At 50.1% G+C, this 18380-nt stretch carries 20 protein-coding genes; 13 read left to right on the plus strand and 7 right to left on the minus strand.

Annotated elements, in window-relative coordinates:
• Positions 1–25 precede the first annotated feature (25 nt).
• Positions 26–670 (minus strand): hypothetical protein, encoded by a 645-nt coding sequence (locus tag NSS79_RS06680; RefSeq protein ID WP_179091761.1) that lies wholly within the window; start codon positions 668–670, stop codon positions 26–28.
• Positions 671–1073: 403 nt separating this feature from the next.
• Here NSS79_RS06680 and tkt point away from each other — a divergent pair, with 403 nt between their 5' ends.
• Together tkt and NSS79_RS06690 are read left to right on the plus strand one after the other, a co-directional pair.
• A complete protein-coding gene (tkt, locus tag NSS79_RS06685) occupies positions 1074–3122 on the plus strand; it encodes a transketolase (protein ID WP_342438749.1) in 2049 nt (682 codons plus the stop codon).
• 33 nt (positions 3123–3155) lie between these two features.
• The gene (locus tag NSS79_RS06690; RefSeq protein ID WP_038587105.1) at positions 3156–3473 is read left to right on the plus strand and encodes a pyrimidine/purine nucleoside phosphorylase; all 318 of its coding nucleotides are present in this window, start codon (positions 3156–3158) and stop codon (positions 3471–3473) included.
• 121 nt (positions 3474–3594) lie between these two features.
• Here the strand turns inward: NSS79_RS06690 and NSS79_RS06695 are convergent, their stop codons facing one another.
• A complete protein-coding gene (locus NSS79_RS06695) occupies positions 3595–4080 on the minus strand; it encodes a GNAT family N-acetyltransferase (protein ID WP_342438750.1) in 486 nt (161 codons plus the stop codon).
• A 198-nt stretch (positions 4081–4278) separates the two neighbouring features.
• Entirely contained in the window at positions 4279–5181 is a 903-nt protein-coding gene (locus NSS79_RS06700) for an NAD(P)-dependent oxidoreductase (protein WP_342438751.1), read from the minus strand.
• A gap of 293 nt (positions 5182–5474) precedes the next feature.
• Here NSS79_RS06700 and NSS79_RS06705 point away from each other — a divergent pair, with 293 nt between their 5' ends.
• The 3 genes from NSS79_RS06705 (at position 5475) to NSS79_RS06715 (ending at position 8173) form a co-directional block, all read left to right on the plus strand.
• Positions 5475–6830: a glucose-6-phosphate isomerase gene (locus NSS79_RS06705; RefSeq protein ID WP_038587113.1), complete on the plus strand. Its 1356-nt coding sequence runs from the start codon at positions 5475–5477 to the stop codon at positions 6828–6830.
• 125 nt (positions 6831–6955) lie between these two features.
• Complete coding sequence (locus NSS79_RS06710; RefSeq protein ID WP_038587115.1) at positions 6956–7588, plus strand: YigZ family protein; 633 nt, start codon at positions 6956–6958, stop codon at positions 7586–7588.
• Between the two features lie 3 nt (positions 7589–7591).
• Positions 7592–8173, plus strand: coding sequence for a TetR/AcrR family transcriptional regulator (locus NSS79_RS06715; RefSeq protein WP_038587118.1), 582 nt, complete (start codon positions 7592–7594; stop codon positions 8171–8173).
• Between the two features lie 160 nt (positions 8174–8333).
• Here NSS79_RS06715 and NSS79_RS06720 read toward each other — a convergent pair whose 3' ends face one another.
• Positions 8334–8735, minus strand: a complete 402-nt coding sequence (locus tag NSS79_RS06720) for a secondary thiamine-phosphate synthase enzyme YjbQ (protein ID WP_076111178.1) — start codon at positions 8733–8735, stop codon at positions 8334–8336.
• 198 nt (positions 8736–8933) lie between these two features.
• Between NSS79_RS06720 and cysT the strand changes: the two genes are divergently transcribed.
• The 4 genes from cysT to NSS79_RS06740 all read left to right on the plus strand — a co-directional run bounded on the left by cysT (position 8934) and on the right by NSS79_RS06740 (position 13052).
• Positions 8934–9749 (plus strand): sulfate ABC transporter permease subunit CysT, encoded by an 816-nt coding sequence (gene cysT, locus NSS79_RS06725; protein ID WP_038587124.1) that lies wholly within the window; start codon positions 8934–8936, stop codon positions 9747–9749.
• Positions 9746–10543, plus strand: coding sequence for a sulfate ABC transporter permease subunit (locus NSS79_RS06730; RefSeq protein ID WP_038587126.1), 798 nt, complete (start codon positions 9746–9748; stop codon positions 10541–10543). The genes cysT and NSS79_RS06730 overlap by 4 nt, the downstream gene beginning before the upstream one ends.
• 2 nt (positions 10544–10545) lie before the next feature.
• Positions 10546–11610: a sulfate ABC transporter ATP-binding protein gene (gene cysA, locus NSS79_RS06735; protein WP_038587129.1), complete on the plus strand. Its 1065-nt coding sequence runs from the start codon at positions 10546–10548 to the stop codon at positions 11608–11610.
• A 374-nt stretch (positions 11611–11984) separates the two neighbouring features.
• Positions 11985–13052, plus strand: a complete 1068-nt coding sequence (locus NSS79_RS06740; RefSeq protein WP_342438752.1) for a sulfate ABC transporter substrate-binding protein — start codon at positions 11985–11987, stop codon at positions 13050–13052.
• A gap of 115 nt (positions 13053–13167) precedes the next feature.
• Here NSS79_RS06740 and NSS79_RS06745 read toward each other — a convergent pair whose 3' ends face one another.
• On the minus strand, positions 13168–13614 hold the full coding sequence (locus NSS79_RS06745) for an HIT family protein (RefSeq protein WP_342438753.1): 447 nt from the start codon (positions 13612–13614) through the stop codon (positions 13168–13170).
• A 183-nt stretch (positions 13615–13797) separates the two neighbouring features.
• On the opposite strand from NSS79_RS06745, the gene NSS79_RS06750 reads away from it, so the two are divergent.
• Both NSS79_RS06750 and NSS79_RS06755 read left to right on the plus strand, forming a co-directional pair.
• Positions 13798–14577 carry an MBL fold metallo-hydrolase gene (locus NSS79_RS06750; RefSeq protein ID WP_342438754.1) on the plus strand — a complete coding sequence of 260 codons (780 nt, stop codon included), beginning with the start codon at positions 13798–13800 and terminating at the stop codon, positions 14575–14577.
• Complete coding sequence (locus NSS79_RS06755) at positions 14577–14732, plus strand: hypothetical protein (protein ID WP_342438755.1); 156 nt, start codon at positions 14577–14579, stop codon at positions 14730–14732. Before NSS79_RS06750 ends, NSS79_RS06755 begins: the two co-directional genes overlap by 1 nt.
• A gap of 614 nt (positions 14733–15346) precedes the next feature.
• On the opposite strand, the gene NSS79_RS06760 is transcribed toward NSS79_RS06755, so the two are convergent.
• Positions 15347–16153 (minus strand): Cof-type HAD-IIB family hydrolase, encoded by an 807-nt coding sequence (locus tag NSS79_RS06760; protein ID WP_342438756.1) that lies wholly within the window; start codon positions 16151–16153, stop codon positions 15347–15349.
• A 91-nt stretch (positions 16154–16244) separates the two neighbouring features.
• Complete coding sequence (locus NSS79_RS06765) at positions 16245–17168, minus strand: DMT family transporter (protein WP_342438757.1); 924 nt, start codon at positions 17166–17168, stop codon at positions 16245–16247.
• Between the two features lie 241 nt (positions 17169–17409).
• Between NSS79_RS06765 and NSS79_RS06770 the strand changes: the two genes are divergently transcribed.
• Entirely contained in the window at positions 17410–17637 is a 228-nt protein-coding gene (locus NSS79_RS06770) for a hypothetical protein (RefSeq protein ID WP_342438758.1), read from the plus strand.
• A gap of 160 nt (positions 17638–17797) precedes the next feature.
• Positions 17798–18373 (plus strand): TetR/AcrR family transcriptional regulator, encoded by a 576-nt coding sequence (locus NSS79_RS06775; RefSeq protein WP_342438759.1) that lies wholly within the window; start codon positions 17798–17800, stop codon positions 18371–18373.
• Positions 18374–18380 lie beyond the last annotated feature (7 nt).

Consider the following 18380-nt stretch of genomic DNA (forward strand, 5'->3'; position numbering starts at 1 on the left):
AACCGGACGGGCGGAGGGATAATCGTTAGACGATTCCCTCGGCTCGTTCTTCTGTTGCTCTTAACATTCTTGAACCTAGCGAGGCAGTTGAAGCAGCAGATCCTGTTTTCATTCCCTGGGTTATGTAAGCCGTTCTTTGAGTTCTGCGCATATAGTAGGACAGTTTGCCGCTGTAAATTTTATGAGCGCACAGCGATGAGGCGAAATCTTCGGGCGTCACGAAGCAAGAGGGCTTATCTACAGGCTGAAACGTAATCTCTTCAAACAAGGAGGCGACAAAATGGGAACAAAAATAAGCGTCCTCCCTGTCTATTTTTATGTTCAGCAGGACTCCAATCAGGCCCAGGAGATGGTATTTATAGCGCTCTTGATGCTGCATCATGCCCTGCACATGGTTGTACATCGTCTCGTATTCCGTATTGCTGACTCTGAGCTGATAGATTGCGCAATTCGCACTGCTGTAAAAGGGATCGATAAAGTTCTCGTGAATGAGCCCCGCAACAAAAGGGTTGTACATTTTTTTTCTTCCAAAGCTGTATACCTCGCGCAATTCACTGTCAAAGGCGATCGAAGCATGATTCAGCTCAGCTTTCGTGAACCATTTGATTAATCCGCTGAAGGCGGTACCCGTCCCGGTAAGCACAATATAGATATCTCTATTTGCGGTCATGTTCGAAATTCCTTTCTTCTGGAAGTATTGTATCATCCGGTTAAACCGTTAATTGAAGTATCTTCATCTTACTGTATAATCCAGCTTTGTAAAACAAACTTTAGTCTTAACTCAAAACTGGACCAAAGGCTAAGTTGACATAAGTTAAAACTTCACCTTAAACGCTTATCAGAATGCTACCGCCAGTTAGGACAGCATTTATTTAACGGAAGAGCCGCTAGGGGTTCATGCTTCAAGATGCAAGTTTTATTTGATGTAGGTGAAATCAGGTATAGGATGTTTGGGAGATACAAAATATAAGCTGTTGAAACCTAGAGTTTACAAAAACAATTGGAATTGCTTCCACATTAGTGATACAATAATAGTCAAAATGACATTCTTGATTTAGAGGAGGATTATTGTAATGACAGAACAGGCAAAAGAACAAGCGATCCACAAAGAAGAAAATTCAACGGTGGATAACCTGGCCATCACAACCATCCGTACTTTGGCAATCGATGCAATTGAAAAAGCCAATTCCGGACATCCAGGAATGCCGATGGGTTCAGCCCCAATGGGCTACCAGCTGTTCGCGAAAACAATGAACCACAACCCGGATCACCCGACTTGGGTAAACCGTGACCGTTTTGTACTGTCTGCAGGACATGGCTCCATGCTGCTATACAGCTTGCTGCACCTCAGCGGATATGATCTGCCAATGGAAGAATTGAAGCAGTTCCGTCAATGGGGCAGCTTGACACCAGGCCATCCGGAATTCGGACACACTGCCGGTGTTGACGCTACTACGGGTCCGCTTGGACAAGGTATCGGTATGGCGGTAGGTATGGCTATGGCTGAAGCTCAGCTTGGCGCTACTTATAATAAAGATGAACATAATGTAATTGACCACTATACGTATGCAATCTGTGGCGACGGCGATTTGATGGAAGGGATTTCTTCCGAATCCGCATCGCTTGCAGGACATCTCAAGCTGGGCAAATTGATTGTAATGTACGATTCAAATGATATCTCCCTTGACGGCAAGCTGAATCTTTCATTCTCCGAAAATGTAGCTAAACGTTTTGAAGCGTATGGCTGGCAGGTTCTGCGTGTAGAAGACGGCAACGATCTTCCGGCGCTGGGTAAAGCACTTGCCGAAGCACAAGCGGACAGCAGCAAACCGACACTGATTGAAGTCAAGACTGTTATCGGCTACGGAAGCCCGAACAAACAGGGTAAAGGCGGCCATGGCGGTACTCACGGTTCCCCGCTCGGTGCAGACGAAGCGAAGCTTACAAAAGACTTCTACAAATGGGTATATGAAGAAGATTTCTATGTACCTGACGAAGTACGCGCCCGTTTTGCTGAAGTGAAGGAAAATGGCATCGCGGCTAACAAAGCTTGGGATGAAAAATTTGCTGCCTACAAAAAGGCTTACCCTGAGCTTGCAGCACAGCTCGAAACTGCAATCAGCGGCGAACTGCCTGAAGGCTGGGATGCCAAGCTTCCATTCTTCAAAGCAGAAGACAAAGCGGTATCCACCCGCGTAGCTTCCGGTAATGCACTGAACGCCCTTGCTGCCGGTGTTCCTCAATTGGTGGGCGGTTCCGCTGACCTTGAGAGCTCGACAATGACACATTTGAATGGTCTGACACAGTTTACTTCCGATTCCTATGACGGCCGCAACATCTACTTCGGCGTACGCGAGTTCGGTATGGCTGCAGCGATGAACGGGATTGCACTGCATAGCGGTCTCAAAGTATTCGGCGGTACCTTCTTCGTATTCACCGATTACCTGCGTCCTGCGGTTCGTCTGGCTTCGATCATGAAGCTGCCGGTAACCTACGTGCTGACACATGACAGTATTGCTGTCGGCGAAGACGGCCCTACCCATGAGCCGATTGAACAACTGGCTTCCCTGCGTATTATTCCAGGTCTTACTGTGATTCGTCCGGCGGATGCCAACGAAACTTCCGCGGCTTGGGCCTACGCAGTGGAGAACACCTCGAATCCGGTAGCACTGGTGCTTACCCGCCAGAACCTGCCAATCCTGCCTGGTACAGTTGAAGGAGTGCGCGATAATATCAAACGCGGCGGATATGTTGTCTCCGACTCCAAGAATGGCACACCGCAAGCACAAATCATTGCTACCGGTTCTGAAGTGCAGCTGGCTGTAAAAGCACAAGCAGCGCTTGCTGAAGAAGGTATTGATGTGCGTGTTATCAGCTTGCCGAGCTGGGACCTGTTCGAGAAACAGGATAAAGCCTACCGTGATTCCGTCATTCTGCCTGAAGTAAAAGCTCGTCTGGCGATCGAAATGGCACAAACCTTCGGCTGGGAACGTTACACAGGTGACCAAGGCGATATTCTGGGCATCACAACCTTCGGAGCTTCTGCACCTGGCGATACTGTAATTAAAGAATATGGCTTCACTGTGGAAAATGTAGTCAGCCGCGTAAAAGCCCTGCTATAATATACGCATTAAGGACAAGGGGAGAATGAGCACATGAGTCAGTTCACCAACGCGACAATTCAAAAAGCAGCTAATATTTATTACGATGGAAAAGTTACCAGCCGTACAGTCATTTTGGAGGACGGAACTAAGGTGACACTCGGCATTATGCTCCCTGGTGTGTATGAATTCGGCACAGATGGTCCCGAGACCATGGAAATTTTGTCCGGTGATCTAAAAGTGCTGCTTCCCGGCACTGAGGTGTGGAAGGAAATTAAAGGAGCGGAGACGTTCCACGTTCCCGGAAACTCCAAGTTTGCACTGGAAGTATTCGGCTTAACTGATTATTGCTGTTCTTACCCGATTCTGTAACAATAAGTGCTTCAACCTGGAAGTCCCGCGTTTATGGCGGGGCTTCTTTTTTTGTCTTCACTGGAAAAATGATAGGGACCCTCCTGCCAGTTTTGCCGTATTGGATCGTTCAAGGGATGATTTATGCTGTTACATTGGAGCTGATCCGTTCGTACTCAAAAAATGCGTCTTGACTGTCAGGGTCCCCGATTACTCCGGTCTGGACGAATCCCATTTTCTTATAGAAGTGACGATTTCTGACGGCCCAGGAAGGGGTGTCAAGTGACCATCTCTTCGCGCTTGGGTAGCTGGCAAAGAGGTAATGAAATGCTTCCTGTCCGAATCCGCGATTCTGCTGGAGGGGGTCAATAAAGATCCGGAGGAGAAGGAATTCGTCTTCCACTGAAGCAGGGAACACGATCATTCCGCCGATAATAACGCCGTCAGCAAGAAGCTTATAATAATGGCCTTTCTTCATCATTTCTGCCTGCCAAGCAATGGAATCGTAACCTGGGGGTCCGTCTTCCGCTTTATTCCGATACTTAAGTGCATCTTCGTCGAATGTTCTTTTCTGTATTTCAGCCAACACCGGAGCATCCGAAGGGTCAGCGGGATGAATGTTCAGCATGGGTTCCTCCTTGAAATGATATGTACTTATATTCACAATCAATATTCGTCAATGGACAGGCAGAATCCTGCATGGATACTCCTTACAATAGGTTAATAACGGATTCACAGAGAACGGTGCGACAACCCCGGCCATACAGCAAAAAAAGACGCAGCCTGTACTTCCGGCTGCGTCTGAAAATTCAGCTAAATTAAATTTCTACTCCTGGCTAGCGCCAGCGCCAATCTTCTGGCCGATCCACTCTTCATAACATTTGACGACAGCAGAGAGATCTTCATCACCGTACCCTTGGGTATATCCGGCTTGGAACATACTTTTGGCAAGGCCAAGCATTGGTGAAGGCACACCTGTGGAATCGCTGAGCGAGGAGGCGAGCTTCAGGTCCTTCAGCATTAGTGCGAGTGAGAATTGGTTGCTGAAGTCATTTTCGATAATTTTGCGGCCTTTGAGCTCTGCCTGCTTACTGCCGGCCGAACCGTTCTGGACGAGCTCAAGGAATTTGTCCGCAGGAACGCCTGACTTCACGGCGATAGAGAAGCCTTCAGCGAGGGCGACATTATGAATCCCGACCATAGCATTATGAGCAAGCTTGGCAACGGCACCGCTGCCGTTGTCACCCATGTGCAGCAGCTTGCGGCCAAGCGTGTCGAAGATATCACGGTGTTCTTCAATCACCTCTGCGCTGCCGCCAACCATAAATACCAGCGTGCCTTCGACAGCCGCTGGTTTACTGCCGGTGACAGGCGCATCGAGGAATTTTCCGCCGCGTTCTTCCACCGCTGCTGCGATTTCCCGCACCAGTCCGGGTGAGATCGTACTGGAATCGATGATAACGGCTCCCGGTTTAAGGGCCTCCAGGATGCCGCCCTGGCCGTAGAATACTTCCCGGATCGAATCATCATTGCTGATCATGGTCATAATAACATCCTTACCCTCTGCCGCGTCCTGCGGAGTAGATGCACTCAACGCGCCTTCTGCAACGAGAGGCTCGCATTTAGCGGCTGTACGGTTATATACCGTAACCTGAAAACCGCCGCGCAGAAGGTTGGAAGCCATGGGGGCTCCCATTGTACCGAGTCCAATAAAGCCGATCTGTTTCATTCCATTTCCACCTTCGCTCTTAGAGATTACTATAGAAATTGAACCAGTAGTTCCCGGCTCAGATTCTTTAGCCATGTTTTTCTACATTCTATCACGGCACCCGGGCTTGTTCCACAGGAGAGGCTCCCATGATTACACGGCAAACGCTTCCATGAAACTTCCAAAAACATGGTTCTAAAGCCGGGGATGTGCCTTAAGACCTTGCCAGTCAAGGCGATTTAAAGTATCCTAATTATAAAGTTGTAACAAACGGTGTCAAATCTAAAGAGATAAACAGGAGGTTACCATTACCGATGTCCAAGAAGATTAATTTTGACTACACCAAAGCTCTTTCCTTCTTCAGCCAGCAAGAGATCGATTATTTTGCCGCTCCCGTGAAATTGGCTCATGAACAGCTTCACAACAAGAGTGGCGCAGGTTCCGACTACCTTGGCTGGATTGACCTGCCTACAGCCTATGACAAGGAAGAGTTCGCACGTATTCAACAAGCTGCCAAGAAAATTCAAAATGATTCCGATGTACTGATCGTTATCGGTATCGGTGGTTCGTATCTGGGCGCACGTGCTGCCATTGAAGCACTTTCGCATTCCTTCTACAATAACCTTTCGAAGGACCAACGCAAGACGCCGGAAGTTTATTTTGCCGGTAACAATATCAGCTCTACATACATCACGCACCTGCTTGATCTTGTAGAAGGCAAAGACTTCTCCGTGAATGTCATTTCCAAATCCGGAACAACCACTGAACCGGCTATTGCCTTCCGCATTTTCCGCGCAGCGCTGGAGAAGAAATACGGCAAGGAAGAAGCACGCAAACGCATCTACGCTACTACTGATAAGGAGAAAGGCGCGCTCAAGAAGCTGGCGAATGAAGAAGGCTATGAGTCGTTTATTATTCCTGATGATGTAGGCGGCCGTTATTCCGTGCTGACGCCGGTAGGCTTGCTGCCAATCGCCGTAGCAGGAATCAACATCGAAGAAATGATGCAAGGGGCCGCAGCCGCAGCAGATGAGTTCAACAACCCTGACGTGGCTACTAACCAGAGCTATCAATATGCTGCAGTACGTAACGCTCTATACCGCAAAGGCAAAACAACGGAAATTCTCGTAAACTACGAGCCGTCCCTGCATTTTGTATCGGAGTGGTGGAAACAGCTTTACGGCGAAAGCGAAGGCAAGGATTTCAAAGGAATCTATCCTTCTTCTGTAGACTTCTCCACAGATTTGCACTCGATGGGCCAATTCATTCAGGAGGGTAACCGTAACATCTTTGAAACAGTTATCCAAGTGGAGAAGGTGGAGCATCATGTAACGATCGAGAACGATCCGGATGATCTGGACGGTCTGAACTTCCTGACCGGCAAGACAATGGATTTCGTTAACAAGAAGGCTTTCCAGGGAACCATGCTGGCGCATACGGACGGACAAGTGCCGAACCTGATCGTTACCATCCCTGATCAAACGCCTTATACTTTCGGTTATCTGGTGTATTTCTTTGAAAAAGCCTGCGGTATCAGCGGATATCTGCTGGGTGTTAACCCGTTCGATCAACCGGGCGTAGAAGCATACAAGAAAAATATGTTCGCGCTGCTGGGCAAACCGGGTTACGAGAAAGAAAAGGCTGAGCTTGAAGCCAGACTTACTGAGTAGTACCACTGCCTAACACAGAACATTCATACTAAGTAATCATCAGGGAGCAGTCCATAGGTAATCCATACCGGGGCTGCTCCTAAACTATATCAAGTTATCATACGTAGGTAAGGACTGGAATAAGGATGCTGGAACAATATCGGACGGTGCGTTCTCCCGGTTTCCGGGAAGTCGTAATCCGTAAATCGCGCTTCATCGGCCATGTAATGCCGGTGGAGAATGAAGAAGAAGCGGTGCAATTTATCGAGAACATCAAGAAGCAGCATTGGAATGCTACACATAACTGCTCTGCTTATACGATTGGTGAGAGGGACGAGATTCAGAGGCAATCGGATGACGGGGAACCGAGTGGAACGGCCGGTAAACCGATTTTGGAGGTAATCCGCAACCAAGGTGTTAAAAATGTCGCAATTGTTGTTACCCGTTATTTTGGAGGCATCATGCTGGGAGCAGGAGGACTTATCCGGGCGTATACGGATGGGGCAGTGCTGGCACTCGAAGCTGGAGAAGTGATCACCCGTGTGCTGAGGCGGGAAGTATTCGTGGAAATCGAGTACACCTGGCTGGGCAAGGTCGAAAATGAGCTGAGAAATAAAGGCATTAAGACCGGAGAAACTTCGTTCACAGATAAAGTCAAGCTGCTGTGTCTCCCGCGAAATGATGAAGGCGACGCATTTAAGGCATGGATAACAGATCTTACTGAGGGGCAATCCCTGGTAACTGAAGGGCGGCGGCTTTACTACAGCGAAGGGGAATAAGATATGGCAAGAAGAGCAGTGGAGAGAGAGTTGTCGAGGGAAAGAATATTGGAGGCGGCAAGGCATCTGTTTATCACCAAAGGATACCGGGCGATTTCCATGCGCAGCATCGGTCAGCATTTGGGGTATAGCCACGGCTCTCTTTATTATCATTTCAAGGAAAAGGCGGAGTTGTTCTACGCCATTGTAGTAGAGGATTTCAATCATGTGGCAATACTGCTTAATGAAGCAATGAACAAACCGCCTGAACCGGGAATGACCCGGGTGGAGCAGCTTATTATGGAGTTTATCCGCTTCGGACTGGATCATCCTTACCAATATGAGATTATGTTCATGATCCGGGATGAAGAGCTGCTTGCTTATTGTCGAGCGGAACAGGGACGATGTTTTGAGTTATTCTCAAGTATTGTACGCAGCCATATGAAGGAAGAGGGTTATGTTTCGGAGGATTGGCAGAGCGTGCCATTAACCTTGTTTTTATCTGCTCACGGATTCATTTCTTATTACATTCAGGACAAAGTTTCTTTCGATGATGTCAAAGAGGCCGCATTGACACATGTCAAAGTACTAAGCCGCAGTTTGTAAAAATACCGTTTTTCTAGCCCTTCACACTTTAGAACGTTGCATTGGTATAACTTTGCATGGCGAAAGTGTTATAGAGGCTATGCATTGTATAGAAAGCGGATCCCCGAAACTGGCGGAGCCGCTTTTTCTATACAATAATAGCTATAACTTTCGGGTCTGCCTACCCCTCGACAATTTTCAGATAACACTGCCGCCGTCTCGGTCCGTCGAACTCGCAGAAGTAGATGCCCTGCCAGCGTCCAAGCAGTAGCGCGCCTTCGTGGATAATAATGCTCTGTGAGGGACCGGCCGTAATTGATTTCAGATGAGCGGCGGTATTTCCTTCCGCATGACGGTAGTTGGGATGCTCCCAGGGAAAAACTTCGTCAAGTCTCATCAGCACATCATGCTTCACGTCGGGATCGGCATTTTCGTTGATCGCAATTCCTGCGGTGGTATGCGGACAATACACGACGATAATCCCGTTCTGTACACCGCTCTTTTTAACATAGGAAATAACTTCGCGGGTAATATCCCGCAATTCGTCCCGCTTGCTGGTCGTGATCTCCATGGTATGAAGCATTAGTAAGTATCTCCTTTCGGTGCTGCAGAAGTTGGAATGATAATATATTTTACCCCAAAAGTCTGTGAAAGTAATTGACGATACCTGAGGCATTTGGTAAAGTAGTGATAATATTAAACCAAGTATATTAATAGGAATAATTATGGGTATAAAGGCAAGTAAACCGACCGGTAAGCCGGAGGTGGGGGGACTTATAACTTGAATTCGCTGCTTAGACACAAGGGTTGGACTTGGGGATTTCGCTCAACTATACTGTTGTATTTCGTAATTCTTATCGTTTTGCCTATACTGGGCGTCTATTACAATTCATTTTCGCTAGGGTTCGGCAGTTTTGCTGAAGCCATAAGCGACCCAATTGCCTGGAAGTCAGTCTTCTTGACCTTAAAACTGGCCGTTATTGCCACAGTTATTAATGTTGTACTCGGCACGATGATTGCCTGGGTCCTTATACGTTATCAATTCCCCGGCAAGTCATTGCTGAACAGTCTTGTTGATCTGCCTTTTGCCCTGCCAACAGCAGTGGGCGGACTGATGATTCTCCTGCTGCTGGGTCCAGGCAGCCTGATTGGCGGGCTCGCGGAGGCGCTGGGCTTTGAAATTGTGTTTCATCAGCCGGCGATTGTAATCGCAATGGTCTTTGTAACATTTCCCTTCGTAATTCGTGCGGTTCAGCCGCTGCTGGAGGAGCTTGACCCTTCCGAGGAAGAAGCAGCTTATACGATGGGAGCCAAGAGCAGCCGCGTATTCAGGCAGGTGATTCTGCCCTCCATGGCACCGGGGATGATCAGCGGCGGGATGCTGGCCTTCTCACGTGCGCTTGCGGAGTTCGGAGCGGTTGTATTGGTAGCAGGCAATATTCCGGGCCGTACACTCGTCTCCTCCGTTTTTATTTTCGGGGAAGTAGAGAGTGATAATCCGGTGGGGGCCGCTGCGGTTTCCATCATTCTGCTGACGTTGTCCTTTCTTATTCTCTGGATGATCAATCTGCTGCAGATGCGGGGGAGACGGTCATGAGAAAATTATGGATTGGACTAACTTATCTAGTATTTTTCCTGCTGATTGCTGCACCGCTGGGCAAGATGGCAATGGGGGCTTTCAGTGAAGGCTTCGGCGGTTTCTGGGCCGCCCTGAGCAGACCGGAGGCGCTGCATGCGCTGATGATGACCGGGTTTGTCGTAGTTGTCGTTACGCTGCTGAACACGCTGTTTGGCATTATGATGGCTCTTTATCTGGTGCGGGCAAACTGGCTGGGGAAACGGGTAAAAGGGCTGCTTAACAGCATTGTAGATTTGCCCTATGCGGTATCTCCGGTTATCGGCGGGCTGATGATTGTGCTGCTGCTGGGCCCGGACAGCGCTTTGGGGTCAATCTTTGAACAAATCGGACTGAAGATTGTGTACGCTTTTCCCGGGATGGTCATTGCTACGCTCTTTGTAACCTTCCCTTTAATGGTGCGTGAAGTGATGCCGGTGCTCCAGGAGATCGGTTCACAGCAGGAAGAGGCGGCTTCAACGCTTGGAGCCTATGGCTGGACAACATTTTGGAAGGTGACCTGGCCGTCGATCCGCTGGGCGGTAATCTATGGTGTAATTCTAACGGTTGCGCGCTCGCTTGGTGAATTTGGTGCGGTGCTTGTCGTTTCCGGCAACATCATGAACAAGACCCAGACCGCGACCACCCTGGTCTACCAGGATGTCGAGAATTTCAATGTAACGGCTGCGGGCGGGATAGCGCTGGTGCTGGCCGCATTTTCCGCGGGTCTGCTGCTGTTGATGGAATGGAGCAAGAGAAGAAAGGGAGTGCATTAGGTATGCATGTCGAGGTTCGGGGTCTGAATAAACATTTTGGAGATTTTCATGCCGTCAAGGACGTTGATTTCGGGATTACCAAAGGTCATCTGATCGGGCTGCTCGGGCCCAGCGGAGGCGGCAAAACCTCGATTCTGCGCATGCTGGCAGGACTGGAGACGCCGGACAGCGGTGAGATCATTTTTCACGGCCGGGCGGTGAACAATCTTCCGCCGCAGGAGCGGGAAATCGGCTTTGTTTTCCAGAACTATGCACTGTTCAAGCACATGACCGTTTATGAGAATATTGCTTTTGGCCTTAAGGTGAAAAAAGTTAACAAAAATACGATCCAGAACCGTGTTATGGAACTGGTGGAGCTCACAGGACTGAAGGGGTTCGAGAAACGTTATCCCCATCAGCTCTCCGGCGGCCAGCGCCAGCGGGTGGCTTTTGCCCGGGCGCTTGCGCCTGAGCCGCAGCTGCTGCTGCTGGATGAGCCGTTCGCGGCGATTGACGCGAAGATCCGCCAGGAGCTGCGTTCCTGGCTGCGCGAGCTGATCGAGCGTGTCGGGATCACCTCCATCTTCGTTACACATGACCAGGACGAGGCGATTGAAGTGGCTGATGAGATCATGATCATCAACCAGGGCCGGCTGGAGCAGAAAGGCACGCCTTGGGATATTTACAAGGAGCCGAAGACGCCGTTCGTGGCGACCTTTATCGGCGAGTCCACACTGATCGAAAGCGCCTCCGAGCTGAAGGGCTTTAAGAATGCGGGCGGCGGCAAGCCGACCAAAGCCTTGATCCGCCCCGAGTATATCGAAGTGGGCCATCTGAATGAATTTAAAATGGCTTCGGCCACGGAGCAAGGTGTTGTGAAGCATCTGCATTTCCGCGGCAGCGAATGGCTGGTAGAGGTGGAAGTGAACGGCCACAAGCTGGTGACCTACCGTTCACTGGAGAAGGAAACCTTGCAGCCGGGCCAGGAGATCGCCGTGCTTGTCCACCGCGCCTATCTGTTTAATGATGAGCGGAGCTGGATTCAGGAGAACGGGCTGAAGGAAGACCCAATGCCTGTATTTATTTAATCACTAGTTATCGTTAACCGTCCCTAGCAGGACGGTGCAGTTTCTATTAAATATAAAACAGGGTTTAACAATCTGTTGTCAAAGCGGCAAGAGGAGAGTTAAAGCTGGAGCAAGCGATAGCGCCCGCAATGAAGTAAGATGAACTTTAGCCAACAATAACGGGTGAAAGCAACGGAGGGGAATTTTGGAACTGTAGGAGCGACAGCGACCGGAAGTCCAAACATTCCCCGCAGTTGCGAACGTCACCTTGATTGGATGATTGGAGGGTTCATCTTGACTGAAAAGAACTGCCCGCAGCTTTAGCCCCAACCTCCCCCAGCCAAGCTGTCAACACAGATTGTTAAACCCAACACCCCGAAGGATGTGGAGCCGGTATGAGGCTTTTCAAAAGGAGCAGACAACTGCACGGATGGCTAGCTGCCTTAATGCTGGTATTGCTCGCGCTGGCCCTTGCCGGCTGCGCGAAGGAACAGGACACCGCAACGGAGGAAACTCCCCAGCAAGGAGACCTGACGCTTGTGGTCGGTGCCTATAGCGTGGCTAAAGACGCGATGGGCGATATTCTGCCGTTGTTCGCAGCGAAGTGGAAGGCGGAGACCGGCCAGACTATCGCCTTTCAAGAATCCTATGAGGCTTCGGGGACCCAAGCCCGGGCAATTGCCGGCGGGTTCGAAGCCGATGTGACGCTGCTGGCCATGGAAGGCGATGTCGACAAGCTGGTGAAGGCAGGGCTGGTAGAGAAAACTTGGAAGGAGCGGGGAGAAGCCGGGATGGTGACCCGCTCGGTTGTTGCTCTAGGGACACGCGAAGGCAACCCGAAGGGAATTCACAACTTTGCTGATTTGGCGAAGCCCGGCATTAAGGTGCTGTATCCCAATCCGAAGACCTCTGGCGGAGCACAGTGGGATATCAACGCCATCTATGGGGCGGGTCTCAAGCTGTCTGAGGCGCAAGGAGGGGTGAAAGACCCTGCTGCCGCCAAAGCTTTTTTGGAGAGCATACACGCGAACGTAGAATCTCTGGACAAAAGCGGGCGGGCTTCGATGGCTGCCTTTGAATACGGCGTGGGCGATGTTATCGTCACCTACGAGAATGAGCTGCTGGCGCGGATTGCCCAGGGTGTAAATTATGAGGTTATTATTCCACAGAATACGATCCTGATCGAGAATCCTGCGGCGGTCGTGGACAAATACGCGGATGAGCATGGAACCCGCGAGGCGGCGGAGGCGCTGGTGGACTTCCTGACAACCCGGGAGGCCCAGGAGGTCTTCGCCGAATACGGCTTCCGTCCGGTGAATGAGCAGGTGTATGCGGAGAATGCAGACCATTATCCTGTCCCGGCTGGGCTTTTTGATATTCAGTATCTTGGCGGCTGGGATGAAGTGCGCAGTACACTCTACGCCAAACGTGGAGTCTGGTATCAGGTACTGGCCGGAATATAGCCCATACGGATAGGATTGCGCAGCCTAAGCAGCAGCAAATAAGACCGTACCTCATCGCAGAGGGCGGTCTTTGCTCTGTTTTTATAAGGGAATGTTTAAACCTATACTTGTCAGCCTACAATTTCTCCAACGCTCCCCGCAGTTTATGCTTCAATTCTTCCAATGCCTCATAACTCGGTCTGACACTTTCGGAATACATCGTCTCTCTGGGTGTCCACCAAACAGGATGAGTAGGATTCGGTTCTGTTAATCTTCTAGGGAAGATATGCCAGTGTATATGTGAATCACCGTTGCCAAGCAGTTCATAGTTCAGTTTATCCGGTTCAAAAGCTATGTTGACCGCCTCAGCGACTTTACTCATTTCCATAAGAAACTTCTGCTTGAAGCCGCTGTCCAGTTCGTGAAGCTCCCGTTTATGTTCTTTGCAGAGAAAAAGAGTGTAGCCTTCAAAATACTGATGGTCGCCAATGACCACATAGCCAGTTTCGAGCTCAGCTACGAAGTAGGGATTGGTATCTTCTTTAATCATGTCCATCCGCCTGCAGATCAAACAGTCTTCCATGAAAATAACCTCCTGTATGCGTTCTTGAAATCCACATTTTACATTAACAGCTCCCCCCTTTCACCGCTGTGCTAAATATGCTTGTTGCATGGAGAGCTTTAATAATAATGAGATGAAGAGGGAGATGTACTATAATGGGGGTTACTTAAACTTCCGCACCGGGAACTGAAGGAGAGATTAGAGATGGATAACTTGGTGTTTTTGGGGACAGGCGACGCGATGGGCGTTCCCCGGGTATATTGCAGCTGTGAGACCTGTATGGAGGCTAGAGCGGGCGGGCTGAATGTGCGGCTTCGCTCTTCCGTGCTTATAGATAACGGCAGTGATTTTTTGGCGATTGACTGTGGTCCGGACTGGCGGCGGCAGATGGAATTGCTTGGGCAGCGTACTATGCGCAGGCTGCTGGTGACTCATGCCCATTTCGACCATATTGGCGGCTTGCCTGAATGGGCGGATGCCTGCCGGTGGATGGGATATAAAGGGGAGCTGTACGCGCCTGCGGAGGTGATTCTGGTGATTCTGCGGCAATATCCGTGGCTGGACCGCAATATACAGATGATACCATGCGATGACGGGATCGAGCTGGATGGCTGGCAGATCGACACGTGGAAAGTGAATCACGGCAAAAACGGATACTCCTACGCCTTCCGGCTGGAGAAGGAGGGATATAAGTGGGTATATTGTCCGGATTCCATCTCCCTTACACCGCAGGAAACGGAGCGCATGCATGGCCTGGATCTGCTGGTACTGGGTACAAGCTTTTATTATGAGGCGGCGGAGCTGTCGACCCGCTCTGTATACGATATGACGGAAGCAGCAGATCTGCTGCGGACAGTTCAGCCGGCACGCGCCGTATACACACATATGTCGCATGATGTGGATCTGAGAAAAGCTTATATTTTGCCGGAAAATGTGACGCTGGCGGTTACGGGCCTAAGACTCCCGCTCACACGTTCAGAGTAGTGGAGCGCGGCAGTCATGATGAGCTGCTTGCGGCTGAGGGGCGTTACCATGGACTCTATCATTCCCAGCTGGAGCTGGAAGAGGGAGAGGGTCTGGAGGACTGGAGCGCAGCGCAGGAGCTCACTGGCGGCGGGGAGCGGGAGCTGGCGGGGTAGAGGCCATATGGCAGGTGCGGAGCGTAGGTGTGCTGTTGAGGTAAAAGCGATGATGACAGGCGCGGAGCCAATAGATTTCCCGGCATGCTGTTAGCTGTGCCACGCTAGACAACAAAAGGGTGCTTAGTCAGGTCTACAGACCCGGGACTAAGCACCCTTTTGCATAATGGCCAGGGCGGAGAATAAATATGCGATATACAGTAGCGCCAATGCGGCCCTGAGCGACAGAACGTGTACTATTAATTAGTTGAGTAATCAGCAGTCAGGTAATGAGCGGTTCATCGTACAGACTGAGTGATCTGCTTAATCGCAATTGCGGTTAACTGTATTTCATACAGCTATATCTTTACTCTTCGGTAGCAATTGGGGAATAGTTGCACTTTGTACATTTAAATAGGCGGGTTCCGGCTGAAAAGCAGGTTTTCGTCTTTTTTAATTGCGCGGAATACAACTATTTCTCAAAATCAATCGTTTTTGCCCCAAATAGTTGCAGCAAATACATTTAAGCAGGCGGTTACTTATGCGATCTTCAATCGCACACTTCAAAATCCCGGTTCCCGCCGAATCATCCGCTTCCCCATCATTACAGCACACTACCTAAGGTTTACCTCAACTTAAGCTTCTACGTTATTCAGAATAAATTTATCGATAGCGAACTTTACACCGTCTTCGTTATTGCTGAGTGTAATGAAATCAGCGATTTCCTTCAGCGCGGGAATGGAATTGGCCATAGCGACGCCGAGGCCGGCAGCTTCCAGCATTTCGTGGTCGTTCCAGGAATCTCCCACAGCAATGGTTTCGGACAGCTCGCAGCCGAAGTGGGCCGCAAGGAACTCAAGCGCCAGGCCTTTGGTGCCTTCATGATGCATGATTTCCAGGAAATGCGGCTTCGACTTCGTGATGTGGACGGAATCGCCCAGCAGCTCACGCAGAATTGGCGACAATTTGTCCAGGAATGCGGGATCGTCGATGATGAGCATTTTTGGCGTTTTTTGCGGAACGAGCTTTTCCCAATCCGGCTCAATATAGTATTGAGTTCCGTTCAGCGCGGAGTAATCAATCAGCTTCTGGTTCTCTTCACGGGCATACAGCTTGTCGTCAATATAAGTCTGCAGGTGCAGATCATGCTCCACACAGTAGGTGAACAGCTTGTGTACGGCATCCTGCGGGACATAACGCTCGTACAGTACTTTTTCATCCATCAGGTTCTTCACCAATGCGCCTTGATAGGTGATGATCGGCACATTCAGTCCCGTTTGACGGGCGATGGCTTGTGCTGAAGCATAAGCGCGACCGGTAGCCAGAGTTACGACAACGCCTGCGGCAACGGCCTGTTCCAGTGCGGTCTGTGTTGCGGGAGTTACTTCTTTCTCATCATTGATCAGGGTGTCGTCAATATCGATAGCAATCAATTTGTACATGTGTGTGGTTCTCTCCTTAGTTTTTTCTATTTGTATTTGTATTTCCGGCTTGTGGCGGTGGTTTGTACTGCTGTTCAGTCCTGCTTCAGGCTCAGTTTCTATCCTGCTGCAGAACTCCGTTCCTGGCCGGTTCAGGGCTGAGCTCCGCCATTAGCATGGCCGCAAGGATGCAAAGGCAGCCGAAACCAGCGGAGATGCCTAGTGTCTCACCGCCGAAGGCAAGGCCGGTCAAGACGGCGAATACCGGCTCCGTAGCGTAAATGATGGCTACCCGTGACGGGGTGGTGTACTTTTGGCAGGCGGTCTGAATCCAGAAGGCAAACGCGCTCGTAGGGCCAATGGATATCAGCAGTGCCCACAGCATATCCGGTTTCAGGATCAGCGCTCCGCTGTGAGCCAGCGGTGCGGTTCCGTCCACAAGGAGCGAAGCCGCAATGCTGAACAGTCCGACAAAAGCGAGCTGCAGCGTCGCCAGCGGCAGCGCAGGATAACGCGGAGCATACACGCCAGTATAGGCAACCTGCAGCGCAAAGGCGACAGCACAGAGCAGAATCAGGCCGTCGCCTTTATTCAGGGAGAATACCGAGCCGGTAAAGGTCAGCAGATAAAGTCCCGCCACCGCCAGGATTGCACTAAACCAGGTATAACGGGATATAGCGTGTTTCAGCAGCGCCAAGGACAGGAAGGGGACAAGCACCACCGACAGACCGGTAATGAATCCGGTGTTGGAAGTGGTCGTGTACAGCAGGCCCATCGTCTGGAAGCCATAGCCCATAAACAAAAAAAGGCCGAGCAGCAGGGAGTGGCCCACCATGCGCCAGCTTAGCTTTTTCCATTCATGGCGGTAAAAAACAGCGGTAATCAGCGCCAGCAGCAGAGCGGCACCCGTAAACCGGATACTGTTAAAAGCGAGAGGCGGCAGCACTCTGACGGCATGCTGTACAATCAGAAACGTTGAGCCCCACATCATCGCTACCAGCAGCAGACTGAGATCGGCGATTCGGGAGCGGGTCACAGTGGTCATCCTTTCCTGGAATATAAGAAGGGTTAGATAGAGTTCAGCTGCTGTATCAAGTTGTCCAAATTGTATCCTAAAACAGGGGGAAGGACAAGCCGGAACTGCGCAAAAGGCCAGCAGGTATAAGGAGTGAAGCTCAATCATTCAGCCCAGGCTGGACAAAAAATCCAGACCTTGGTATACTTCGATAACCGCACACTTGTTCTTATTTCGACAACTTAGAAAGGAGCGGTTCTCTATGATGGGCAAATCCCATTTAGTAATCAGCACCGGGGTTACCCTCTCTGTTATGAATCTGCTCGCGGATTCGTTGACTCAGCGCGGGATCACCCCGCTGCCTCCGATCCCCTTCAAGCTTCGGCTCAAGCTGATGAGCACCGGCACGAAGAAGGGCGATGCAGTAGAGAATCTCTGTATCGTGTTTACGCTTGTACTGGTCATTTATGCATTTGTACTCACCCCTTGAGACGGGCGAAGCCTCTCCTGGGGCACTGAAGGCTTTCCGCTGCAAGCAGCGGGGAGCCTTTTTTCTCGTCCTTCTTGAGCAAGGTGTTAATTAATTCACAGATATCACCACTAGTCCTTGTTATATTGAACATACCGACGGTCGGAATGGAGAACGGAATATGACAAAAAAACAGTTAAAGGAACATAGAGTGGAGTCTCTGCTCATGGCAGCCGTAGAAGAGTTTCTCGAAAAGGGCTATGATGGCGCATCTGTAGATGCTATAGCCAAGCGGGCCGGTGTCAGCAAAGGCGGCTTTTATCATCATTTTCCCAATAAGGAAGTCCTCCTGATGGAGGCGAATCAGAAGCTTTCGGAGCCAATCATGGAAATGGCAGAAAAGGCTTACTCGAATAGCAGTGTTATGGATGGATTAAGACAATATATTCAAGAATATCTGAACTATTGGGCAAGCAGGCCACGAGAACTGAGCTTTTTTTTCTTATCGATGTCAAAGGCTTTGCAAGCTCCGGCCCTTATGGAGTATTACAGAGAATATGTAAATCAAAGCACCGCGTTCCTTGTAGGGATGTTTCAAAAAGCAGTGGAATCCGGAGAGGCTGATCTGAAGGACCCTGAAGCCTATGGGATCTCCTTGATGGGGGCACTCGATGGGGTTGTTTCTTATGTGATGATTCATCCTGAAGAGGATGTTGAGCTTCTGGTCGAACGTTTTGAACAGGTCTGGCTGAAATAAACGAAAG

It is taken from the genome of Paenibacillus sp. FSL L8-0436 (assembly GCF_038593025.1).
Lineage (GTDB): Bacteria > Bacillota > Bacilli > Paenibacillales > Paenibacillaceae > Paenibacillus_AQ.

Bases quoted from the DNA above. Each gene is read 5' to 3' on its own strand.
- NSS79_RS06690 (WP_038587105.1), top strand. From the start codon at position 3,156: ATGAGTCAGTTCACCAACGCGACAATTCAAAAAGCAGCTAATATTTAT.
- NSS79_RS06705 (WP_038587113.1), top strand. From the start codon at position 5,475: ATGTCCAAGAAGATTAATTTTGACTACACCAAAGCTCTTTCCTTCTTC.
- NSS79_RS06745 (WP_342438753.1), bottom strand. From the start codon at position 13,614: ATGGAAGACTGTTTGATCTGCAGGCGGATGGACATGATTAAAGAAGAT.
- NSS79_RS06760 (WP_342438756.1), bottom strand. From the start codon at position 16,153: ATGTACAAATTGATTGCTATCGATATTGACGACACCCTGATCAATGAT.
- tkt (WP_342438749.1), top strand. From the start codon at position 1,074: ATGACAGAACAGGCAAAAGAACAAGCGATCCACAAAGAAGAAAATTCA.
- NSS79_RS06775 (WP_342438759.1), top strand. From the start codon at position 17,798: ATGACAAAAAAACAGTTAAAGGAACATAGAGTGGAGTCTCTGCTCATG.
- NSS79_RS06770 (WP_342438758.1), top strand. From the start codon at position 17,410: ATGATGGGCAAATCCCATTTAGTAATCAGCACCGGGGTTACCCTCTCT.
- NSS79_RS06695 (WP_342438750.1), bottom strand. From the start codon at position 4,080: ATGCTGAACATTCATCCCGCTGACCCTTCGGATGCTCCGGTGTTGGCT.
- NSS79_RS06700 (WP_342438751.1), bottom strand. From the start codon at position 5,181: ATGAAACAGATCGGCTTTATTGGACTCGGTACAATGGGAGCCCCCATG.
- NSS79_RS06710 (WP_038587115.1), top strand. From the start codon at position 6,956: ATGCTGGAACAATATCGGACGGTGCGTTCTCCCGGTTTCCGGGAAGTC.
- NSS79_RS06750 (WP_342438754.1), top strand. From the start codon at position 13,798: ATGGATAACTTGGTGTTTTTGGGGACAGGCGACGCGATGGGCGTTCCC.
- NSS79_RS06720 (WP_076111178.1), bottom strand. From the start codon at position 8,735: ATGCTTCATACCATGGAGATCACGACCAGCAAGCGGGACGAATTGCGG.
- NSS79_RS06740 (WP_342438752.1), top strand. From the start codon at position 11,985: ATGAGGCTTTTCAAAAGGAGCAGACAACTGCACGGATGGCTAGCTGCC.
- NSS79_RS06715 (WP_038587118.1), top strand. From the start codon at position 7,592: ATGGCAAGAAGAGCAGTGGAGAGAGAGTTGTCGAGGGAAAGAATATTG.
- NSS79_RS06680 (WP_179091761.1), bottom strand. From the start codon at position 670: ATGACCGCAAATAGAGATATCTATATTGTGCTTACCGGGACGGGTACC.
- cysA (WP_038587129.1), top strand. From the start codon at position 10,546: ATGCATGTCGAGGTTCGGGGTCTGAATAAACATTTTGGAGATTTTCAT.
- NSS79_RS06730 (WP_038587126.1), top strand. From the start codon at position 9,746: ATGAGAAAATTATGGATTGGACTAACTTATCTAGTATTTTTCCTGCTG.